Below are 20312 nucleotides of genomic sequence, written 5' to 3' on the forward strand. Positions count from 1 at the left end.
TTTGATGCGCTTTGATGTTCTTTGTCTAGCGCATCTGCCAGATCTCTTAAATTTACGAAATATGGCGCTGTACGACTCTTCTGATCCAGCTTGAACACCGGAAAGGGAAACTTATTTTCAGTCGCCATCTGATGCACAGTTGCTTTTTTTAGGGATGGATAGTATTCATCCGCAATATCAAGCAACTTCACTACAACAGAGCGATGTTTTAAAAATAAGTAATCGTAAGTTGAAAACTGTAATGCCCCCATCATAACACCTCCAATCTTTTGCCCGCTTTGATTTCTTCATCGCCGGCGTGTCGAAACTCGTCCTTATGAGCCATCTCTCCATCTTCCGCATACGCATAACCAATATAAGCGCACCCATCAATAGCATTTGACCACATTGCAAAAACCTTCAACTCACCATCGTGAATAATGTAATCACCCATCTCAAATATGTTGTGAGCGCGGCGGTATTCTAAGAGGGTGCTTTCAAGGTCGTCTGCTATAGGCTTAACAAAATTTCCAGAATTTTTTAAAAATTCTAATTCAGCCTTAGTAGTTTCATACCCGCCCAACTGTTCAATTAGATTCACGACCCACCTCCATACAACTTTCCACATCTGCGATGGCTTGTTTTAACCTTGGTACTTCGGTAGTCGCTTCAACTCCTTCAATCCCATGATACAAGCCGATATTTAAACTCGACTCCAAGAGCTTTAGTGTATTCCTTGCACCATTTAGTCTGTGATGCTTTTCAATCAACTCATGACTTTCAACCAGTTGCTTCAGCTGCTCGGTATGAAATGAAAGCCCACCCTCAAGACTGCAAAAACCAAATCCCATCTCAACCAGTTCTTTTGATCTTTGAAATCCATTCTTCTGAAAGTATTTCACCGCATCATTCATGACACCTCTCCCAAAGCCTTCACCACGCCATACTGATCAAACTCCGCGATATATGATGAAAGCATGTGGTAATACAGATCAGCATTTAAATCACTCACTTCCAAAATAACGCCTGTGCCATTGTTTACGCGCTGTTTTAAAGTTGCTTCCAGTTTTCGCACAAAGTTACTGTGCAAGTGATGTGACTCGCTCGCAATATGGTACAAAGCACCCGTTTCACCAGTATCCAAAACCAAGTTGAAAGGCTTGTCCTTGTGCAACTCACCAATAATGAAGTTAGCCACAGCAATGTTTGTTTGTTGAATTTCAGTCATTGGCTGGCTCCTTCTTTATACAAAAATTCACCGCATCTTCAATATCTGAAACACCAATCGCCAATCCACCATCTGTATTTAAGACATGCCAGCCATATGCGCTCTGGGATATCTCAAATCCATTACAAAACATTTTATTACCTACGAATTTTAATTTTGCTTCAATCATTGGTTGGCTCCTGTGCTTCGATCATGGCTTCAATAGCGCAGACGTGATTTTCAATTTCGTAATAATCATCTTCCTCATCACTATTGTTAAACATGCGAATGCTTTGGGCGTGAAGTGCTAAAGACTCTACATTTACCAAAACAAACCCCTTAGGCACCGCTTGCGCTTTGGCTTGCCATGCTGACCAAGCAAATGAATAGCCAATAATTGCTCGATCATCACCATCCTCGTCAAAAACATCCTTGTATAATTCAGGGTATTTTTCCTTGAAATACGCATCAAACGCTTCTCTTTCTTTCTGAATTTCCATCACATTCTCCTGAGCAAACATCTGCGCAAAATCCAGATTTATGGTTGAAATTGCGCAAATAATTGCTCTAAATCTTTATTAAGCTATTTCTTCAATAGCGTTTTTTAATTGCTGTTTTTGCACTGGAAGCAAGGTTATTTGACCTTGAGTTAAATCTTCCACAAGCTTTGTGAAATAACCAATTGCATTACCTAATGTTGTTTCATCAGCTTGAGCTGGGCGCTTTACTAAAATCTCAATAGCCTCAAGTAGAATTCGTTTCTCATGCACTTCCATCACGCCACCTCAAATTCTTCAAATGTTATTTTGCTGCCAATATCTTGTAGTTTTCGCCATAACTGCTTAGCTGCATTGATATTCTCTTTCCGCACGCCACGATAAAAACCTAAAGACATCCATTCGCCATCACACCACTGCCTACCGCAATTCATGCAAGTTGAATCCCATCCGCGATAATGTTGAAAAAATTCAATGGCTCGACTATTTTTCTTGCAATCAGGGCATTTAAATCGAACTATTCTTTTGGCGTTAAATCGAGGTCTGTTGATATGAATGCCCATCACGCCACCTCATTAAACGGGTCATGCCCCTTAAATTCTTCAAACAAGCGCACGGAAATCTTATTTAGCTTCCCGTTCGCCATAATGACCACGCCGCGAGGAAAGTTCTTATTCACCACCTCACAATAAAAATGCGTGTCACCTGAGCTATGTCGCACACCACGATAGCCAATGCGGACAAGCCAGATAATGAAGGCTTCGCTCATAAGGGGGTGGACACGAGTTAATTTTTTCATGCTGCCACCTCAACTGGATTTAACTCAGCAATGATCTGATCAATTTTTTGATTAAACCGAATCACTGACTGCTCAATACCTGCAATATCTAAATCCTCCGCATTCACCCGAATAACCACTAATTGCAAATGCTCAGGCAGGCGAGGGTCATAGCTCACAAAGTCGCACCACGCTCGGCGCGTACAAGCCAATTGCCAAGTAATCTGTGGCACATATTCAGCAGGTACTTCTTTGGTTAGAATGGTATTTAAATGAGTCTGCGAGCTTGGGCATTTAGCCTCAATTTGACCATCTTTATCCACCAACCCATCAGGACTAGCGCCACTCATTTTGATAACTGGGTGATCAATCAGACCTGTGCCAATCACAAAATTACCAGTCTCATTTTCATACGCAGCAATTGCATAAGGTTCCTGATCAATACCCCATTGCATCAGGCTATTGGTTTTGGTTTCCTCCTGAACGCCAGTAAGGCGCTCAGAAAGAATTGTTAATGTTAGGGCGTTGTATTTCTTACCCTTAACAGGTTTTGCACCAATGTCTTTAATGCGGCTTGCAGTCACTTTGCCACAGCGATCTGCAAACCAACCTTCACTACGCTGGAGAATGGTCATAGGTTTCTCCTTGGTGTGATAGGGCTTGATCTGCAAGCTCTGCGATTTGCTTAAGACCTGCTGAGTGAGTAGTCCAGAAGTGTTTTTTACAATCACCTTTAGGTAGGGCGATATAAGCCTCCTGAAGTCGATTTGATCCGTATTGCGCCTCATTTTGAAGATGAGGTAAAAACTCATCCTCAAACTCTTGATAGTCAGTAGGCACCGAACTCCCAATTGCTTTTTGAGTGTCAGTAAACAGCTCAGATCCGCCGACCGTAATTTCCTTGCCCTGCATTTCTTCGACGGTGTATTCGTTTCCGATTTCCTCTGGAAAGGCTTTGCGCAAAGCACCAGCTTCAGCACATTTAGCTAATTGGCCGCGCTTGCGCTTCGTCCACATTGAGTTCAGGCCGCCATCCTTAACAGTGGCGCATGCTTCTTCAAAATATTCGGTGTGACAGAACGGAACCTTGTCACCGTGGATGATCCGGTACACAGTCACGGTGCATGACTCTGGAACCGTGTGCACAACATTGCCAAACTTAATATCAACCATCGGGCCAAATACTGGTGCATCTTGACCCGCATACTGATTGGTACGTGTTGCGGTAATTCGATGTTCAGTAATGGATGGCATAATCACATCACGCCATTGTGATTGACCTGTTTTAGAATCCTTCACACTCATTGGTACGATATGGCAAGGCTTCTTCATGATGTCGAGATTACGTGCTTTCGCATACTCAACCGCCATGATGATCGACTCAGGTTTTGCACCTGGAAAGATCGAAGATGTAAGGGCAGACCACATCGACTCATCAAGGTCATAATCTTTGATTGATAAGCCTAATTGGCTTTCAACTTGAGCTACTGCATTCATATTCTTATCCTTGTGCCATTTCAAATTTTTCAACCGCATCTGCTTCCAGCCACTCATTCAGTGCATAAACCTGAGATTCAGTCAAAATGAAATGCAAGCCAGTCGGTGTTTCTTCAAAGTCAGACCGAGTGACCAAAGCCAAAGTCTTGCTGTCTACTTCAAGCTTGGTGTAATCCACATCACGGCCAGACTCAGGGTGAAATTGCTGCTCCACGCACATTGAATCAGTCAATTCAACCGCTTTGATTTCACAGTCAATGGATTGGTTGCCAACAACGAAAGAGAACTGCACATTGTCCGCATCAACTTCAATACCTGACTTTTTGATTGAAAGCATTGGAAAACACGGAGCAAACAATTCAGGTTTAGTTTGAGTGTTCATGATTCCACCTCCCGAACTTCCAATCGATATGTTTTGCCCTTAACCTCAAACTGCAAACAAATTTCTTCTTTTAAAAGGTGTTGAGCCACAGCACTAACAGCGGTATCAGTCACATCATCTTTTTCGCCAATAAACATTTGGTTTTTTGGGTTAACTCGACCTGCATAAATTCGGCCAGTCAGGATCGACGACATGACCTTGATAGGGTTTTTACTCACTTCACACCACCTACAATCGCAGCATTAATTTTTTGAATTTCATAACGATCAACATAAGCATTCACAGTCTTGTCATGGCGAACCACGTTGAGGATGTCTAGGAACTCCACTGAGCCGCCATCTAACGCATACTCGACATAAATGTTGTAATCGTTGGCTTTGACAGTAGCGATACAGGTCTCACTGCAAGTACGGTTAAGCACTTCATATTTTTGAGCCGTGATAACCACTTGAGGATTATCATCAGCAACCTTGGCAGGCTGGAAAGCGTAAGCTACCGCTATCCCCGCGCTGATTGATGCTGCAATGAATGCAGACTTGAGAATATTGGATTTAGTTGTCATACTTATCTCACTCACAGGTTTGTTGTGGGTCATGCTCCAGGTTGTTACCGCAACGCTGGGGCTTTTTTTACTTGATGATTAAAGCATACTTTAATAAATGGGTTGTGTAAAGCGCACTTTAATATTATTTTTAAACTTTGCTTTAATTTATGTTTTAATAGACAAAAGAAAACCCATCACAGGGATGGGTTGTTTGGAGTTTATTATGAGCAGAATCTGCTTAGGGCTGGCTTTTTTCTTTCAGACTGTGGCCCTGATTGCATATATTTTTCTCTTTGATTTGCTGACCTACATCTCTGTTTTTACTCTTTGGCTGGGAGCAATCCTTTTTGGTTTCCACATTAAAGAGCTTCTTCCAGACAGCAAGAAATAAAATATAAGATAATTACTTTCTTTATTTTATTAACTGAATGATGCCTGTTATTGCCGCAATGAAGGCTAGTACCACACCCAAATAAACAGTCCAATGTGGCTTGCTAGCCTCTTTTATTTGCCTGCTTAGAATTTCATTACTAATGAGCTGAATGGTGGATTCGCGTATCAATCCACTATGACTCTCACCGCTTAAAAGTTTAAGTAATTCATCTGTTGGTAGCTCTTTAATTTGATTTAATTTTAGTTCTAAAAAATTAAAATCTACAGGCTTTAAGCCTTTAGAAAGCTCGGCGTATTCATCTTTTATCTGATAGGGATGAGGCTTGATAACTTCTGGTTGTGGCTGCCAGTATTCATCAGCTCGCGGCCCTTTGCTGTGTTTTGCAAGCTCTTCAAGTTGTCTGGTTCTTTCAAGATTTAACCGCTGTAGCTCATTAAAGCCATCTTCATCCTTTTCCATTTGCTCGCTCAACTTCTTAGCGAGCTCAAGAGTTAATGGACCAAGCTTTTCAACACCCTTATTTTGCTCATCTTCTTTTTTCAATTATCACCCCTATAAAACACCTAAGCCGCATATAGCGGCTTTTTATTTCTTAAATTTTTCTGTACAAACCAACAACCTTTCCAACCAAGCGGCAATCTTCTGTCAGTTTGATTATCTGCTCATCCCACTTCGGGTTTAATGGCTTCAGATACTTGGTTGTGCCTTCAACAATGAGCTGCTTAAAGGTGGCCTCATTGTCTCCAGCGCAGGAAACAATAACCAAATCCCCAGTCTTCAAATCACTAACTTGAAAGTCTGGATTTACATAAATACGGTCTTCAGGTTCAAACTTTGGAGACATTGAGATACCAGTCACCACTAATCCATAGCCGTTTTTTCCACACTCTTTGATTGGCGGCAGGTATTCATCAACTTCAGCATCCTTTAAGACTGTTGCTATCGGGCCGAATGATCCAGCAGCCACCCAAGAGATAACAGGAACAGGGCGTCCTTCTATATTAATTTTTTGCGTTAAATCGATATTGTTATCAAGTTTATGATCACTTGATGCATCTAGCATTCCATGTTTGGTATCACCAGCTAACCAGTGAGGATTAATACCTAGATATTGGGCAGCCTTTGCGTTAGTCAGGCTGTCAAGTGAGTGTGTTTTTCCATTAATCCATTGACCCACAGCGGCTACAGATACCCCGCAATACTTAGCCATGGCCGTTCTGTCCAGCTTCTTAAGGTTGTTTTTGGACACGTAGTGATTTATGGCCTGATTAATCCGATCCTCAAGAGTACTCATATTAAAATTCACTTTAAATTTAAAGCCAGCTTACAACAATATTAATAAAGCTTGCTTGCATAAATGTATTAAAGTACACTTTAATAATAAAGCATACTTTCGAGATTAGGCATGAGAGTACTTATCAAAACCAGCGACGCTCTTGATCATTTTAAAAATGCATCGCGCCTAGCTGAAGAAATTGGCATTACCCCTCAGGCGATTAATCAATGGGGTGAATACGTTCCCGATCCTTCTGTTGGAAAAATCATGGCTGTTATACCTGGAATTTCCTACAGGATTGTTCGAGAAACTCCCGCGCAATCGCTTTTAACCGCTTAAACCAATTATTAAGCATTTGAATTTAAACAACCACGTTCAAAGGAACCTTAAATGAACATAACGGATGCAGCGTACAACACAGTTCATGATTACCCGGGTGGCGCTTCAGCTCTAGCCGCACGCATGGGAATCAAAAGCCCAGCTGTGCTTAACAGCAAAGTAAATCCAAATACTGAAACTCACCACTTAACACTGGCCGAGGCTTCAAAGCTTATGGCTTTAACTGGTGATTTCCGCATTTTGCATGCTCTATCTGCTGAACATGAAAAAGTTGCAATTGATCTACCTGAAATTCCTGAATGCCGTGACATGTCACTGACTGACAAAGTGCTGTGCATTGGTATGAAGGGCGGTGATGTGATGAGCCTGTTCCGCGAAATCATGGCGGATGGCCGTATCACGAAAGGTGAAGTGCAAGACATGTCAAAGGTGATTCACCAGATGCATGTTGCTTTGGCTGAGCTGGATAAACAAATCCAAGCTTGTATTGATAACCCAGAAACAGAAAAAGCCTGACGGTCGAGGTCAGGCTTTTCGGTTGTTCACTAACTGACAGGAAAGTAAACATGAATATGATGACACAATTTAATCATAATCAAAACACTATGTCCAACATTGAATTGTTGGAAGTTATTAATCAGGCGCGAAAGGAATTCAATGAAAAGCCTGTTCGTCTAAATGATTTTAATAATCGTATTGCTGATGAGCTTGAAGGGGAGTACTACGAAACTTTCGTAGTAAGAAATCCTAATGGCACAACATCTCAAGGTTTCAATTTAAATATTGATCAATGCACCTTGATTGGCATGCGTGAATCAAAATCAGTTCGAAAAAATGTTTTGGCTGTACTAAAGCAAAGACAATTCGACATCACAAACCCAGCACACCTGCTTCAGGCAATCGAAGTGCAAGCCAAACTTAATATTGAGCTTACTCAAAAAGTAGCAGCACTTGAACCAAAAGCCAAAGGTCTAGATCGCATTGCCGATTGCACCAATGTACTGGGTATCCGCGAATCTGCAAAAGTTCTCAAGATTGGTCAAAACCAACTTACTCAATACTTGATTGACCACAAGGTTGTTTACCGTGATCAATATTCAAAAATTCAAGCTTATCAAAAATCTATAGATCAGAAGCTTGTGCATGTTGTGACTTCCGCGCCTCGCTTAACTGAATCGGGTGAAAAGGTATTCACACAGGTAAAACTCACTCAAAAATTGATTACTCGCATTGCGAAGTGGTTAGAGAAAGAGGTAGCAGCATGAGCTTCGAATATATCAATAAATCCTATGGCGTAAATGCCTGTGTTGGTCGTCGTGTCATTGTTGATGGTGAACACGGTGTAATTGTTGGTGCTAAAAATGGCTACATTGAAGTCAATCTAGATTCGCACAAAGCAAACCAAAAAGACATCTATCACCCAACATGGAATGTTGAATACCTCGAAATAGGCAAAGTGCGCAAATTAACCGCAGGGCAAAAGCGGTATCAAGAATACCTTAATGCTGATTTAGGTTGTTCTTTTGCTGAATACCTTGGGGTTGATAAAGCGTCAAGAGAACATCGCAAATATTTGAAGTCGGCGGGGTATATCTAATGCATTACTACAAACGCAACATAGGTGATTATGCAAAAAAAGCAGGGCGTAAAACCCTACTTATTCCTGTTCAAAATTTCCTGTTTTGCACGCTGAAGAGCTTCAATTACAGCATCAATATGAACAGAGCTAATTTCAATAATAGTATCGGAAAACTCACCATCTCTTTCGTTGTAATGACCATTTTCCTCAAAAATATACACAGATGGTTTGGTTTCATCGGCATACACATCAATGGCGTTTTGTTTTGGTATAAGCGTCATTTTTCTAATCCTATTAATAATTTAGCTGATAAATCTACTGGATTTTGTTGCGATTTTCAATTAGTGCGAGGTCTGTAATGTATTACTACCAAAAACATATTGGTGACTACCGATCTGCAACCGCTCATTTGGATTTACTGCACCATGGTGTGTACCAGTACCTCATGGAAACTTGCTACATGAATGAGCAACCTTTGCCAATTGAAGTGGCAAAAGTGTGTCGTTTATGTGGTGCGCGTACCCAGGAAGAAAAAGAAGCCGTTCAGAATATTTTGGATGAATTTTTCACCTTAACTGAAAAAGGGTGGGTGAATGGTCGTGTGGAAAAAGAGATTAATGCGTACCACGCCAACTCGGATAAAAATCGCACCAATGGTGCCAAAGGTGGCCGACCTCGTAAAAATAAAACCGAAAATAACCCAGTGGGTTTTGGTTCGGTTTCAATTAGGTTAGAAAAAGACGCAAATTCAAAACCCAATCAAAAGGCAACCATAAACCATAAACCATTAACCAATAACCATGAACCATTAACCAGTAACCAATATATATATACGTTCGACATTGATTATGTGAATGCCAATTTATTGAAGTCAGGCCGTAAACCAGTTGACCAGAAATATATTGACCAACTGCAACCACAGTTCGAGCTGTACTACGCAAATCAACCTATGGCTGACAACAAAGCGCTAGTCAAATTTGTTCAATGGATTATGCGTAATCAAGATCAACCTCAAAAACAAAATGAGCAATACCAAACCTCTCAACAACGCACTGCATCTGAAATGGATCGTTGGAGACAGGCTGAACGTGAAGCATTTGGTGAGCGCGATGTAACGCCAAAAAAGTCGGTACTGATTGAGGAGGTGGGTCATGCGTGAGTTCACCAAAGATGATGCTACGCGTTTGATTTCAAAAATGCGTATCAACTACGGCAAGAAGTTTGCGGATCAGTGGGTTGGTGTTGATGTTGAAGAACTAAAGCAAGCCATGGTCGACGCATACCAAGGCTTAACAGTTGAAGACTTTGCTCGCGGTGTGAATCGCATGAAGCATGAACAATGGCCACCAACCATCCCTGAATTCCGTTCTTGGTGCGAACCAAAGACCGATGATTGGCTTGGCTCACATGAAGCATGGGCGATTGCTGAAAAGTCGATTGGCTTTGATGGTCAGGAATTAACAGTGATCTGGACTGAACAAATGGCTCAAGCATTCAGTCGTTGTGAAGACTTGGTTAAGACTGGTGATAAATACCAACGTGCTGAAGCCAAGAAAATCTTTTGTGATGCTTATGACCGCCTTGTTACTCAAGCTAAAGACCAAGGTTTGAAGCCGATTTATGTGACTTCGCTTGGTACAGACAAAGATCAGCAGATTGCAGCGATCAATCAGGCGACTGTAGACGGCTTTTTAACTGTACCCGATGCAACTGCACTGCTAGAGCATAAACAGACCAAATTGGAGCAACTGAGCGAATCTGAGCGATATAAAACGATAGCTCAAGAAGCACTGGCAAAACTTGGACCACTGATTAAGCGCAATCCGATTAACAGAATGGCGGAAGAACACAAAGAGCCGCAACCGTGGGAGTCAATCGAGGACGAGCATATTGATCCGTTTGACAACTTCGAGGAATACAAAGCGGCACTACGAGCTGAGCAAAAGCAATTGCCGAATGCGGTGCGTTTTATGGATAAGCAAGTAGGGGGTGGGGTGTGAGTTTTACTGTTCCAGAGAAATACAGAATTAAATCAGGACCATTGGCGAGCAATGAGAGCTACGGAAACAATGGTGCATTTTGGGTGAAGACCAAGAAATGTGTTTTCACTGTCATTGCTAGCGATCAAATGGGTTGGGAGCATGTCAGTGTTTCGCTTCCGTCACGCTGTCCAACTTGGGAAGAAATGTGTTTCATCAAGTCCTTATTTTGGAGTGAAGATGACTGCGTAATTCAGTATCACCCACCTAAAAGCGACTATGTGAACAACCATCCGTATTGCTTACACCTGTGGCGACCAATAGAACAATCGCTACCTACTCCACCAAGTTTTATGGTTGGCAAGGCGGGTGCAGCATGAACGAAATCCTTCAACAAAGAATTGAATCAGTACAAGCAGGTCGAAATACAACTCATGCTCAGCTTGAAGCTAAGCGCAGTCTACGTGAGCAGCTTGATAGTGACCTTGAGGCTTTCTTAAGAAATGGTGGAAAGGTAGAGACTTTGCCACGCGGTTATTCAGGATTAAGCGATGAGCTTAAACCAACTCAAAAAATGCGATCAATCATGTCTGCATCGGTTGCTCAAGCTAGAGCATTGAGTAACAACCCAAGCGTGATTGCTTGGAGAGAAGCGCAAGAGAAAGGCTTAAAACACTTTAACGGAACAGCGTGTGTCACTTGTGGTTCAACGCTTCGGTATACAAGCACAAGAAGTTGTTTCTCATGCAACAAGGCTTCATCGCTACGCAGAGCAGAACGTATTAGAAAGGAGCGAATAGCATGACAGGATTTGCGGAATTAAAAGATCAGATCAATAAAACGACTGACTTGCAAGAAAAGGAATTGCTGCTAGAGCAACTTGAAGCGATGCATCGAGCAGCAGATGAAGAAAGCAAGTTGCATGAAGATTTAATTCGTGGGGATTGGAGTGATTGGAATGAGTGAGTTTGAAGAATATATCAAGCTGAATTACCCGCGTGACTATGAGCGCCAAAGGCGGATTTATCCAGATCAAAGCGTGGAAGATTTGTACTCGGAAGATTACAAAATGTGGCGGCACCAACAAGCCAAAGTGGATGAGTTGCAAAATCGGATTGATGAAGCGCTTGAAGATTTGGAATACCCAACTGCGCCTTGGGATGAAACTATCGCCTCAGTGGTTAAGGTTCTGCGAGGTGACAATGACTAATCTCCGTATCACCGCAGCACAGGCACGAAAAGCAGGTATTGGCCCTCGATTTGGCGCAACAGCCAAGTCGGGGAAAAAGAAATCCAATCCAGATCCAATGCCAAAGGTTCCAGCTCATCTGGTCGAAGGAAAAGGGTTTGGTGTGATGAATGATGAATTGCTTTGGTGTGAAGTTTTAATCACACCTCCTTCGGTGAATCACTACTGGATTCGTGGGGCGAATAAGACCAATCGATTGAGTAAGCGTGCAATCCACTTTATTGACGTTATGAAGCGTTTTATTGAGCCAGCAGGGTATCAGGGCAGAGTTCGGGTAAAGATCGAATACGCGCCACCTGATGCGAAAATACGCGACATCGATAACATCGTAAAGCCTTGCTTTGACGCTTTGTCAAAAGGTGGGTTAATTCTGGATGATTCTCAGGTGGATGAATTGCTCGTAAAGCGGTTGCCATCAGAAAAAGGTGGGAAGTTGATTATTCAAGTTGAAAAGTTAAGGGTTTGAGGGTGGATGGGATGAATGCAGTAGATAAATTTGAACAATTTGAATGGTTGACTCATGGTATTACAGCTAAGTCGCCAAACTTTGAACCACAAGCACATGGCACTGGGGAAAAGCCTTTGAATTATGAAGATCGCTTGGGTGCGATTGCGAGCATGGAGACGCAGCTCGCAAAGTCAGTTACAGCGCTTATTGTATTTGATGGGAAGTGTGAAAGTGATTATGAGTATGTGCGTAATCATCTAGTTAAGATCATGTTGGTGAATGCTAAGGATGATAAAAAGCGCGAGCCTGAGCATATCACCATGAATCACTTGGCATACTTGATTGCACGTATGGTAATTGACTTCTCATTAAATCCCGAGTTGGAGGGGAATTTTACAGCACAAGGGCGATTGTATTATGCGGGGATTAATTCGATGCAGATGCAGGTTGAGATTTACCGCAAGACGTGGAAGCCATACGAAAACCTAATGAGTTTAGCACTTGAGTCTGCGATTGATGAGGCATCTCAAGCTATTCAGAAGTATAAGAAAAATACTTACAAAGAAATGCGAGCATAGGGATTCCATTATTTCGGAAACCAAGGTATAGTTTCACTATACTGGTCGTATTACGCAGTTTTTGACCATGGCTAAATTAAGCTCATCATTTGATGGGCTTTTTTAATGCCTGAGATTCTATAAACCTGACTCACTGGTGATCTTATGAAATAACGTCAGCCATTTGGCAACTTGGATTTGTGACGCTGCTATACGAATTTGGTATATCGGCTAGAAGCGCAAACGGTGGGATGCAGAAACCGGCCGTATAAATTGGTTTGAATCCAGTGCGATTTCGTCACGTACTGAGTGGGCCTAAGAGAAATACTAGATCTGGGATGACAACCCGACCTATACAGAACGAAAGTTAAGAAGTCAGATTGATAGCCCATTTCGAGATGATGGATTAATGAGTAGCGTCTGGCTCCGCGGAGAGGGCTTTTCTTAATGCGCCATTAGCTCAACTGGAAAAAGCATGGGTTTTATATACCAATGGTTCTGGGTTCGAATCCTACATGGCGTGCCAGATTCTAAACCTTTCGAATTCGATACCTTTAAAACTACAAATATCGGAATGGATTTAGCTCCACATATAGAGCTCCACACATAAGGAGATCCACATGCTCCAATTTTTCCTTTGCCTATTCGGTCTACATGGTGCGACTGAGATCGACTACACGATTGATGGTGAAGAAATCAAAGTGTGTCGGGATTGCTTGAAAGAGATTGATTGACCCTCGCCACTTCGGTGACTTAGCCGAACGGATTACGGCACATAAGACCCTGCTCAATATGCATTATTGGCGGGGTTTTTCTTTTCTTATAGGTGGTGAATATGCGAATGGATCGAATAGGTTTTGGTGTAGCTCTTGCCTCGCTGGGTACAATAGCTTTTGGAAATGAATTGAACCGCGCAGGTGAAAGCCTGAGTGCGCTATCAAGAATTATGCGCTTAACACAGCCATCAAAATATAAATCAAAACCAAATCGTATTAGTCAAAAGAAACGTCGGCTGAATGCGCGTCGATTAGGTCATAAATAAGGATTTTCTTATGACAGACAAAGTACAAGCGAAACAAGACTTAGAATTTTGCAGTGCTGAGCTGTCTAAGTATCAAAATCTCAGTAGATCGGGATTGACGCGGGCAGAGATGCTAACGATAGACGGCATCATGATTAAGCTGAAAGAGCGTATTAAGAATTTACGTGAAGCATTGTATGCGTGATTCAAAGCGATTAGCAGCAATCAGAAGGTTGCCATGTATTCGATGCGGTAATCCAAACTCACAAGCGGCTCACAGTAATTCGGCAAAGCATGGTAAGGGCAGATCAATTAAAGCCAGTGACGAGTTCACAATTCCACTTTGTTTTAAATGCCATGCTGCATTCGACCGTTTTGAATTAGGTAATAGGGCAGAGAGTGAAGCCATGTTTGATCAGTGGTTGGTGAAGACTAATCGGATGTTGAATCAAACAGACAAAGAAGTTTTTTAACCCGGGACGAAAGTCTCTTTTTTTTGTGAGAAGAAAATGACAAAAGCAGTAACTGAGCAAGAGCTTCAAGAAAAAGCCGTTGCGCCGCGTGTGACCAAAGATCAAATCGATGCTCTTATGGATCGTGTAGTTGTACATACAACAACATGCATGACACCTGTTCCGCACGTACTGGCAATTGCTTGGCTTGATGATAAATTTTATTTAGGCACGGCAATTTCAAAATCGGTAAATCCTGAAAATTTCAATGAAGACATCGGTATTGAATATTCAACTAAAGATGCCTTAGCTGTTGCAGAAAATAAACTTTGGGAGCTTGAGGGCTACCGATTATTTGCAAGTGTGTAATTAGGTTAGTTTGGAGATAGGAAATGCAAAAAGCCGTGTTTCCTATCCAGAGTCATGCGGATATAACCAAAGCCATTAACTACATGCATACCCATTACACTCAAGCGATTAATGAGGGTAAGCCGTTAAGGGTGGTGATTGATCAGAAGGAAGATAAGCTTTCGGATGCTCAACGCAGACTGTACTGGCTATGGATGACTGAGTATGGAAAGCAGCGCGGTTTGGATAAAGAGGAATCGGCAGCATTCTTTAAATACAAATACCTGTCGATCATTTTTAATCGTGACAATGTTGGTGAGTATCCAGAGACATTCAAGGTCATTCGGGATTTAAGAGAATCGCGCAATCCGGGCTATGAGCCATTAAGGCAATTTGTTTCGAATCGAATGAGTATCACCGAAGCCACGACAAAGCAGATGGCTGAATTCTTAACTGATATTGAAATATGGTGCTTGAAAGATGGTGTGAGGCTGACTTGTCCTGATGATCTTAAATATGTGATGGAGGTGAGCCAATGAAGCGGCCAATGCCACCAAAAGATATAGGTGTGTTTGATTTTGATTGGAGCATGCACAACGATATGCCTTATGACTTCCGACCCGATGAAGATTTAAAGGATTGGGTCTGGAGTACACTCATTGATGAAGAGGGCGAACTCTGCAACCCAGATCATATTCACCTGTCTTACTACAGTCGGGACTTGATTGGCTTTATGTGGGCCAGTCGACCATTTGAAAAGGGTGGGCATGTTGTCTTGGGTCAGGCTGAGCAAGTTGCAATTATGGCAGGTGGTTGGAAGCGTAAGCGACAAGAGCTTCAGATGGTTCAATGGTTTGGTTATATACCCAAATACATCATCACACTGGACGCAGGGTATGCCGAAACATGTAGCGATTCTGACTTTTGTGCTTTAGTTGAGCATGAGCTTTACCATATTGGCTATGAAATCATGGATGGTGAAATGTACATCAGCCCAACGACAGGCAAGCCTAAGTTAAAAATGAAAGGCCATGACGTCGAAGAATTTCACGGAGTCGTCCAGCGTTACGGTGCATCACCAGATGTCCAAAAAATGGTAGAGCTTGCAAATGATGGTCCAACTATATCTCGGGCTAATATTGCTCATGCATGCGGTACGTGTTTATTGAAGTTGGCTTAATTTTTTTGCCTGCTTTGTTTTACGTCGTTTTACAAAGAGGTAGGTATGGCGGCACTTAAAGAGCCTGTAAAAATATTTATAGTTCAGTCTCTTGCTTGCTTTGAAACCCCTCAACAGGTAGCAGACGCTGTAAAACAAGAATTTAAGATAGAAGTTGGGCGGCAGCAGGTAGCCGCATACGACCCAACAAAGCCAACAGGTAAGAATCTCAGCAAGAATTTAACCAAGTTGTTTCATGCAACAAGAGAAGAATTCAGAACCAATATCTATGACATTCCTCTAGCCAATAAAGCAGTACGGCTTAGAGAGCTTCAGCGAATGTATGAGCAATGGGATAAGAACAAGGTCATGAAACAAAACCTCATCAAGCAGATTAAAGATGAGATGCAAGGTCATGATGTTCAACTTCTAGATATTGAACTTAAGAAATTAGAAATCCAGCGTATTCGTGATGGTGAAGATGGTGCAGGTGATGACCCAACTCCAGTGAAGGTCACAATCCAAGTTGTAAATGCGAGTAAGTCAAATGCCGAACATCAACCCGACCCTGAATGTACCTCAGGCTGAGTTTCTACAACTCAAAAATAAGTTCCGTGCGTTTGTGGCTGGATTTGGCAGTGGTAAAACATGGGTAGGATGTTCAAGTCTTTGTGATAAGTCTTGGGAATTCCCTAAAGTTCCGCTTGGCTACTTTGCGCCTACTTATCCGCAGATTCGAGACATCTTCTTTCCGACCATTGATGAGGTAGCATTTGATTGGGGATTAAAGACCAAGATTTACGAATCAAATAAAGAGGTCGATATTTATTATGGACGGCAGTATCGAAGCACGATTATTTGCCGATCTATGGAAAAGCCTCAAACAATCGTAGGTTTTAAGATTGGCCATGCCCTGATTGATGAGTTGGATGTTATGCCGACTGTTAAAGCACAGCAGGCTTGGCGAAAAATCATTGCTCGTATGCGTTACAAACAGGCTGGATTGGTAAACGGCATTGATGTTGCTACAACACCAGAGGGTTTTAAGTTTACTTATGAGCAGTTTGTAAAAGAAGCGAATTCAACACCTGCAAAGCGTGCACTGTATGGAATGATTCAGGCTTCGACTTATGATAATGAGATGAACCTACCTGATGACTATATTTCGTCATTGTTTGAATCATATCCAGCACAGCTAATCTCAGCATACCTGAAGGGCCAGTTCGTCAACCTAACCAGTGGCGCTGTATATCCTGATTTTGATCGAGCTTTAAATCACACAGATGAAGAAATTAAGCCAAATGAAAATCTAATTATCGGCATGGACTTTAACGTGCTGAAGATGGCTGCTGTGGTTTATGTAATTCGCGATGGAAAGCCAAGGGCATTAGATGAGCTGGTTAATGTCCGTGATACACCAACCATGGCCAGACTAATTAATGAAAGATTTGCGGGACATCAAATCATTGTAATTCCTGATGCCGCTGGACAAGCCAAGTCTTCAAAAAACAGTAGTGAATCAGATCATCAGATATTGCGTGAGCATGGTCTTAAGGTTGAAGTAAATACAACCAACCCTGCAATCAAAGATCGAATTAACGCGACAAATGCACTGATTTTAAATGGTGAAGGGGAGCGCACATTGCTTGTGAATACCAATAAGTGCCCTCGATTCACTGAAACCCTAGAACAGCAAATTTATGATGATTTCGGTATGCCTGATAAAAAATCAGGTCTGGACCATGTAGGTGATGCTGGCACATACCCCTTGGTTAAGAGATTCCCAATCATTAAACCCTTTGCGAAAACACTATCACTTAAAACGGTGTACTAAATGGCAGTCAATTCAAAACATCCTAAATATGCTGAATTTGAAGGCCGCTGGAAGGTCGTTCACGATCTATGTGATGGTGCAAATGCAGTGAAAAAGGCAGGTGCTTTATATCTGCCTGAAATCAATGTGAGCAAAGATCAGCGTGAGAATGATTTACGCAATCAGGCTTATCGTGATCGTGCTGTGCTGTATGAAATCACTAAGGATACCAAACAGGAATTGATCGGTATTGCCTTTTCAGAAGATCCGAACTTCGACCCTGATGGTATGGAGTTCCTGAAATACAATGCCGATGGTACTGGCAAGTCTTACTACCACTTGATGCAAAGTGCTTTAGGTGGATTGCTTGATGCTGGCCGTGGTGGCTTGTTTGTGGATTATCCGCAGACAGATGGTGCGACTTCAGTAGCTGAGGTGGAGCGCTTAGGTATTCTGCCGACTGTGGTGCACTACAAAACCTTGAGCATTATCAATTGGGGTGTGCGTAAGGTTGGTGCCCACTTCAAAACAGCTTTAGTGGTTCTTGCTGAGAAGGATTCTATCGTGGATCCGAACGATGAGTTCAGCCTAAAAGAAATTCAGCTTTATCGGGTATTGCGACTGGACCAGAACGGTGAATATTGTGTTCAGATTTATTCTGATCGCACTGGAACCTTGCAGGCGGATAGTGAGCCGTATTATCCGACTGATGCAAATGGCGCCAAGTGGAATGAGATTCCGTTTATCCCGCTTGGCTCGGTGGCCAATGATTGGGAAATCGACAATATCCCGCTTGAGTCACTGGCATTGATGAATATCGCGCATTATCACAACTCAGCTGAGTATGAGAACAGTGTGTTCCTCTGTGGCCAGATTCAACCAGTGATGACTGGTCTTGATACCGAGTGGCGCGACTGGCTGCAAGAGAACGGTGTAATGCTAGGCTCTACAACTCCTTTGATGCTTCCAACGGGGGCGACATTCACCTTTGCTCAGGCAGAGGAACAGATGATTGCCAAAGAGGCAATGGAAGCCAAAGAGAAGCACATGAAGGCTTTGGGTGCAAAACTGCTTGAGGAAAATCAGGTGGTGAAAACTGCAACCGAATCCAACAATGAGTCCATGGCAAAATACTCTGTCCTGTCTTTATGTGTGGCGAACCTCAACGAAGCCTCTGAAGTGGTTTTACGCTGGTGTGCCAAGTACTTCGGTTCTGGTGATAAAGCCAAGTTCACAATTAAGCAAGACTTCGCAAAAGGTAAGCTTTCGCTGGATTCACTGAAGTTCTATAACGAGCTGGTGCAGCAAGGTAAATTGAGCCGTGAAACTTTCCACACAATCCGCACGACTGGTAAAGTCCCTGAGATTGATTTTGAGGAAGAAGAACAGCGGATCGAAGCTGAAACGGCCAGTGCTTTACCAGGTATGAACTATGAACGACCAAATAGCACAGCGAGCAATACTTAACGCTTTAAGTCAACATTCAGCTTATAGCTATCGAGCATCAACCCAAGCTGTAAATGAAGTTTTAAGCCGATTCTATGGTCTGTCTAATAAGATGGTGTCAGAGCTAAGGGAATTGCTTGAAAACCTGTCTGACGCTGAAAGAATCGCATTGGCAAGTGGTCAATACACTACTGATCAATTGAAAGAGATTCGCACCTTACTGAACGACCGATTTAAAGAGATTTCAGTCGAGGTGCCGGAAACCTTTCACCAGTCAGCGGTGAGCATGGCGGTGTATGAAGCATCTTATGTCAGCCAGTTGATGACAGGTGCAGCAGCTTCGGTCAGTGGTGAACAGCTTTATAAAAAAGCAAAGTCTACTCCATTGGCAGGCGGTCAGCTCATTAATGAAATGTTTGGCTTTGTATTGGATAAAGCTCGAAAGCAGGTTGAGTATGCTATTCGTGATGGTATCAATCAGGGCCAGACGAATCAGGAAATCATTACCCGCATTCGTGGCAAGCGAACCAAGGTAGGCAATCAGTACGCCTATGTTGGTGGTATCTGGGATGCGACCAAGGTGGAGATTGAGCGCACGGTCAGAACTGCACGAAGCCATGTGGCGAATGTTGCTTATGGTGATACATGGGAAGCTCTAGGTTTTACTCATGTGAAATTTGTCAGCACATTGGATGGTCGCACCTCCAAGCAATGCGCCTCACTGGATGCCAATGTGTACGACATTAATAAGGCCTATCCAAAACCACCACTTCATTATAACTGCAGGTCTGTACTGGTTGGCTGTGATGAAGATGGCGATATTGCCGGCAAACGTCCTTTTGTGATGGATGAGCGCAAGGTTAAAGATATTCCAAAGGATGAGCGTAAAGACCTGATTGGCCAGTTGGATGCCAATACATCGTTTAAGAAGTTTTTCGACCAGACCGATGAGTCTTTTCAGAAGGAATGGCTCGGCCCATCGCGCTACAAGCTCTACAAAGAAGGCAAGTACAGCATTGATAAGTTTGTTGATCCGCAAGGTGCTATGTACACGCTGGATGAGTTAAAGGCGTTGGATGCTAAGACGTTTAAGGAGTTGGGATTGTGAGAGTAACTGTTGATGATCTAACTGCTGATCCTGAGCTTCAGCGCAAGTTTCAGGGTGTGCGTATTCTGGTGGATGGTATTCAGCATAATCATGTGATTGTGGCTGACCAAGAGCAAGGTTATATCGAAAAGCACAAACAAAATGCAGATGGTAGTTTTGCTTTAAATAAGAAAAGAGATGAAATCTTGACTGAGATTATTAAAGGCAAGGTTGAGTTTATGTTACGGGAGCAATCATGACAACACCCGAACAACAAATCA

General features: G+C 42.5%; 41 protein-coding genes. 24 read left to right on the forward strand and 17 right to left on the reverse strand.

The genetic code is table 11. From position 1 onward, the window contains the following. From DPG01_RS14450 to DPG01_RS14510, 14 genes are all read right to left on the reverse strand, one after another. Positions 1–254: pyocin activator PrtN family protein (locus DPG01_RS14450; RefSeq protein ID WP_110975570.1), on the reverse strand; the 254-nt coding region annotated here is incomplete at its 3' end. After that, positions 251–580 (reverse strand): hypothetical protein, encoded by a 330-nt coding sequence (locus tag DPG01_RS14455; protein WP_110975571.1) that lies wholly within the window; start codon positions 578–580, stop codon positions 251–253. The genes DPG01_RS14450 and DPG01_RS14455, both read right to left, overlap by 4 nt. Further along, complete coding sequence (locus DPG01_RS14460; RefSeq protein WP_110975572.1) at positions 567–893, reverse strand: hypothetical protein; 327 nt, start codon at positions 891–893, stop codon at positions 567–569. The genes DPG01_RS14455 and DPG01_RS14460 overlap by 14 nt, the downstream gene beginning before the upstream one ends. Then, positions 890–1207, reverse strand: coding sequence for a hypothetical protein (locus tag DPG01_RS14465; RefSeq protein ID WP_110975573.1), 318 nt, complete (start codon positions 1205–1207; stop codon positions 890–892). The genes DPG01_RS14460 and DPG01_RS14465 overlap by 4 nt, the downstream gene beginning before the upstream one ends. Continuing rightward, entirely contained in the window at positions 1200–1376 is a 177-nt protein-coding gene (locus DPG01_RS18730) for a hypothetical protein (RefSeq protein WP_162622347.1), read from the reverse strand. The genes DPG01_RS14465 and DPG01_RS18730 overlap by 8 nt, the downstream gene beginning before the upstream one ends. After that, complete coding sequence (locus DPG01_RS14470) at positions 1369–1686, reverse strand: hypothetical protein (RefSeq protein ID WP_110975574.1); 318 nt, start codon at positions 1684–1686, stop codon at positions 1369–1371. The genes DPG01_RS18730 and DPG01_RS14470 overlap by 8 nt, the downstream gene beginning before the upstream one ends. A gap of 78 nt (positions 1687–1764) precedes the next feature. Further along, a complete protein-coding gene (locus DPG01_RS14475; RefSeq protein WP_110975575.1) occupies positions 1765–1962 on the reverse strand; it encodes a hypothetical protein in 198 nt (65 codons plus the stop codon). Continuing rightward, complete coding sequence (locus DPG01_RS14480) at positions 1962–2246, reverse strand: hypothetical protein (protein ID WP_110975576.1); 285 nt, start codon at positions 2244–2246, stop codon at positions 1962–1964. Before DPG01_RS14480 ends, DPG01_RS14475 begins: the two co-directional genes overlap by 1 nt. Then, positions 2246–2482 (reverse strand): hypothetical protein, encoded by a 237-nt coding sequence (locus DPG01_RS14485; protein ID WP_110975577.1) that lies wholly within the window; start codon positions 2480–2482, stop codon positions 2246–2248. Before DPG01_RS14485 ends, DPG01_RS14480 begins: the two co-directional genes overlap by 1 nt. Further along, complete coding sequence (locus DPG01_RS14490; protein WP_110975578.1) at positions 2479–3096, reverse strand: lambda exonuclease family protein; 618 nt, start codon at positions 3094–3096, stop codon at positions 2479–2481. The genes DPG01_RS14485 and DPG01_RS14490 overlap by 4 nt, the downstream gene beginning before the upstream one ends. Next, positions 3077–3958, reverse strand: coding sequence for a phage recombination protein Bet (gene bet / locus DPG01_RS14495; RefSeq protein ID WP_110975579.1), 882 nt, complete (start codon positions 3956–3958; stop codon positions 3077–3079). Before bet ends, DPG01_RS14490 begins: the two co-directional genes overlap by 20 nt. A gap of 4 nt (positions 3959–3962) precedes the next feature. Continuing rightward, entirely contained in the window at positions 3963–4340 is a 378-nt protein-coding gene (locus DPG01_RS14500) for a hypothetical protein (protein WP_110975580.1), read from the reverse strand. After that, a complete protein-coding gene (locus tag DPG01_RS14505; protein WP_110975581.1) occupies positions 4337–4558 on the reverse strand; it encodes a hypothetical protein in 222 nt (73 codons plus the stop codon). The genes DPG01_RS14500 and DPG01_RS14505 overlap by 4 nt, the downstream gene beginning before the upstream one ends. Next, positions 4555–4902 carry a hypothetical protein gene (locus tag DPG01_RS14510; protein WP_110975582.1) on the reverse strand — a complete coding sequence of 116 codons (348 nt, stop codon included), beginning with the start codon at positions 4900–4902 and terminating at the stop codon, positions 4555–4557. The genes DPG01_RS14505 and DPG01_RS14510 overlap by 4 nt, the downstream gene beginning before the upstream one ends. Before the next feature lie 97 nt (positions 4903–4999). Here DPG01_RS14510 and DPG01_RS14515 point away from each other — a divergent pair, with 97 nt between their 5' ends. Beyond that, positions 5000–5275 (forward strand): hypothetical protein, encoded by a 276-nt coding sequence (locus DPG01_RS14515; protein ID WP_110975583.1) that lies wholly within the window; start codon positions 5000–5002, stop codon positions 5273–5275. 21 nt (positions 5276–5296) lie between these two features. Here DPG01_RS14515 and DPG01_RS18940 read toward each other — a convergent pair whose 3' ends face one another. Beyond that, positions 5297–5821, reverse strand: coding sequence for a hypothetical protein (locus DPG01_RS18940; protein ID WP_228157009.1), 525 nt, complete (start codon positions 5819–5821; stop codon positions 5297–5299). A gap of 49 nt (positions 5822–5870) precedes the next feature. Further along, on the reverse strand, positions 5871–6572 hold the full coding sequence (locus DPG01_RS14525; RefSeq protein WP_110975584.1) for a helix-turn-helix domain-containing protein: 702 nt from the start codon (positions 6570–6572) through the stop codon (positions 5871–5873). Between the two features lie 111 nt (positions 6573–6683). Here DPG01_RS14525 and DPG01_RS14530 point away from each other — a divergent pair, with 111 nt between their 5' ends. The 4 genes from DPG01_RS14530 to DPG01_RS14545 are packed head-to-tail and all read left to right on the forward strand — an operon-like array spanning position 6684 to position 8490. After that, positions 6684–6893 (forward strand): Cro/CI family transcriptional regulator, encoded by a 210-nt coding sequence (locus tag DPG01_RS14530; RefSeq protein ID WP_110975585.1) that lies wholly within the window; start codon positions 6684–6686, stop codon positions 6891–6893. Positions 6894–6944: 51 nt separating this feature from the next. Continuing rightward, positions 6945–7409, forward strand: a complete 465-nt coding sequence (locus DPG01_RS14535; protein WP_104471652.1) for a phage regulatory CII family protein — start codon at positions 6945–6947, stop codon at positions 7407–7409. A gap of 50 nt (positions 7410–7459) precedes the next feature. Then, a complete protein-coding gene (locus tag DPG01_RS14540; RefSeq protein WP_110975586.1) occupies positions 7460–8158 on the forward strand; it encodes a phage antirepressor KilAC domain-containing protein in 699 nt (232 codons plus the stop codon). Next, on the forward strand, positions 8155–8490 hold the full coding sequence (locus tag DPG01_RS14545; protein WP_110975587.1) for a hypothetical protein: 336 nt from the start codon (positions 8155–8157) through the stop codon (positions 8488–8490). The genes DPG01_RS14540 and DPG01_RS14545 overlap by 4 nt, the downstream gene beginning before the upstream one ends. A gap of 56 nt (positions 8491–8546) precedes the next feature. Here DPG01_RS14545 and DPG01_RS14550 read toward each other — a convergent pair whose 3' ends face one another. Next, positions 8547–8753, reverse strand: a complete 207-nt coding sequence (locus DPG01_RS14550) for a hypothetical protein (protein WP_110975588.1) — start codon at positions 8751–8753, stop codon at positions 8547–8549. A gap of 77 nt (positions 8754–8830) precedes the next feature. On the opposite strand from DPG01_RS14550, the gene DPG01_RS14555 reads away from it, so the two are divergent. The 19 genes from DPG01_RS14555 (at position 8831) to DPG01_RS14640 (ending at position 20291) form a co-directional block, all read left to right on the forward strand. After that, on the forward strand, positions 8831–9631 hold the full coding sequence (locus DPG01_RS14555) for a YdaU family protein (RefSeq protein ID WP_110975589.1): 801 nt from the start codon (positions 8831–8833) through the stop codon (positions 9629–9631). Beyond that, entirely contained in the window at positions 9624–10472 is an 849-nt protein-coding gene (locus DPG01_RS14560; protein WP_110975590.1) for a hypothetical protein, read from the forward strand. Before DPG01_RS14555 ends, DPG01_RS14560 begins: the two co-directional genes overlap by 8 nt. Then, positions 10469–10831: a hypothetical protein gene (locus DPG01_RS14565; RefSeq protein ID WP_110975591.1), complete on the forward strand. Its 363-nt coding sequence runs from the start codon at positions 10469–10471 to the stop codon at positions 10829–10831. The genes DPG01_RS14560 and DPG01_RS14565 overlap by 4 nt, the downstream gene beginning before the upstream one ends. After that, the gene (locus DPG01_RS14570) at positions 10828–11256 is read left to right on the forward strand and encodes a hypothetical protein (RefSeq protein WP_110975592.1); all 429 of its coding nucleotides are present in this window, start codon (positions 10828–10830) and stop codon (positions 11254–11256) included. Before DPG01_RS14565 ends, DPG01_RS14570 begins: the two co-directional genes overlap by 4 nt. Then, positions 11253–11417, forward strand: a complete 165-nt coding sequence (locus DPG01_RS18790) for a hypothetical protein (RefSeq protein WP_171327430.1) — start codon at positions 11253–11255, stop codon at positions 11415–11417. The genes DPG01_RS14570 and DPG01_RS18790 overlap by 4 nt, the downstream gene beginning before the upstream one ends. Next, positions 11410–11661: a hypothetical protein gene (locus tag DPG01_RS14575; RefSeq protein ID WP_110975593.1), complete on the forward strand. Its 252-nt coding sequence runs from the start codon at positions 11410–11412 to the stop codon at positions 11659–11661. The genes DPG01_RS18790 and DPG01_RS14575 overlap by 8 nt, the downstream gene beginning before the upstream one ends. Further along, positions 11654–12166, forward strand: a complete 513-nt coding sequence (locus tag DPG01_RS14580; RefSeq protein WP_110975594.1) for a RusA family crossover junction endodeoxyribonuclease — start codon at positions 11654–11656, stop codon at positions 12164–12166. Before DPG01_RS14575 ends, DPG01_RS14580 begins: the two co-directional genes overlap by 8 nt. Before the next feature lie 11 nt (positions 12167–12177). After that, complete coding sequence (locus tag DPG01_RS14585; protein WP_110975620.1) at positions 12178–12726, forward strand: hypothetical protein; 549 nt, start codon at positions 12178–12180, stop codon at positions 12724–12726. Positions 12727–13540: 814 nt separating this feature from the next. Next, entirely contained in the window at positions 13541–13747 is a 207-nt protein-coding gene (locus DPG01_RS14595) for a hypothetical protein (RefSeq protein ID WP_228157010.1), read from the forward strand. 10 nt (positions 13748–13757) lie between these two features. Beyond that, positions 13758–13931 carry a hypothetical protein gene (locus tag DPG01_RS18795; protein WP_010116666.1) on the forward strand — a complete coding sequence of 58 codons (174 nt, stop codon included), beginning with the start codon at positions 13758–13760 and terminating at the stop codon, positions 13929–13931. After that, positions 13924–14199 carry a hypothetical protein gene (locus DPG01_RS14600; RefSeq protein WP_110975595.1) on the forward strand — a complete coding sequence of 92 codons (276 nt, stop codon included), beginning with the start codon at positions 13924–13926 and terminating at the stop codon, positions 14197–14199. The genes DPG01_RS18795 and DPG01_RS14600 overlap by 8 nt, the downstream gene beginning before the upstream one ends. Positions 14200–14235: 36 nt before the next feature. After that, positions 14236–14547, forward strand: coding sequence for a Gp49 family protein (locus DPG01_RS14605; protein WP_110975596.1), 312 nt, complete (start codon positions 14236–14238; stop codon positions 14545–14547). A 23-nt stretch (positions 14548–14570) separates the two neighbouring features. Continuing rightward, positions 14571–15065, forward strand: a complete 495-nt coding sequence (locus DPG01_RS14610) for a hypothetical protein (RefSeq protein WP_110975597.1) — start codon at positions 14571–14573, stop codon at positions 15063–15065. Next, positions 15062–15706, forward strand: a complete 645-nt coding sequence (locus DPG01_RS14615; protein WP_110975598.1) for a putative metallopeptidase — start codon at positions 15062–15064, stop codon at positions 15704–15706. The genes DPG01_RS14610 and DPG01_RS14615 overlap by 4 nt, the downstream gene beginning before the upstream one ends. Positions 15707–15751: 45 nt before the next feature. Then, the gene (locus DPG01_RS14620) at positions 15752–16273 is read left to right on the forward strand and encodes a DUF2280 domain-containing protein (RefSeq protein ID WP_110975599.1); all 522 of its coding nucleotides are present in this window, start codon (positions 15752–15754) and stop codon (positions 16271–16273) included. After that, positions 16233–17519, forward strand: coding sequence for a terminase large subunit domain-containing protein (locus DPG01_RS14625; RefSeq protein ID WP_110975600.1), 1287 nt, complete (start codon positions 16233–16235; stop codon positions 17517–17519). The genes DPG01_RS14620 and DPG01_RS14625 overlap by 41 nt, the downstream gene beginning before the upstream one ends. Continuing rightward, positions 17520–18965, forward strand: coding sequence for a DUF4055 domain-containing protein (locus DPG01_RS14630; protein ID WP_110975601.1), 1446 nt, complete (start codon positions 17520–17522; stop codon positions 18963–18965). Further along, complete coding sequence (locus DPG01_RS14635) at positions 18931–20052, forward strand: minor capsid protein (RefSeq protein ID WP_110975602.1); 1122 nt, start codon at positions 18931–18933, stop codon at positions 20050–20052. Before DPG01_RS14630 ends, DPG01_RS14635 begins: the two co-directional genes overlap by 35 nt. Further along, positions 20049–20291 carry a hypothetical protein gene (locus tag DPG01_RS14640; protein WP_110975603.1) on the forward strand — a complete coding sequence of 81 codons (243 nt, stop codon included), beginning with the start codon at positions 20049–20051 and terminating at the stop codon, positions 20289–20291. The genes DPG01_RS14635 and DPG01_RS14640 overlap by 4 nt, the downstream gene beginning before the upstream one ends. Positions 20292–20312 lie beyond the last annotated feature (21 nt).

Origin of the sequence: Acinetobacter sp. WCHAc060042, from assembly GCF_003231195.1 — a bacterium.
Lineage (GTDB): Bacteria > Pseudomonadota > Gammaproteobacteria > Pseudomonadales > Moraxellaceae > Acinetobacter.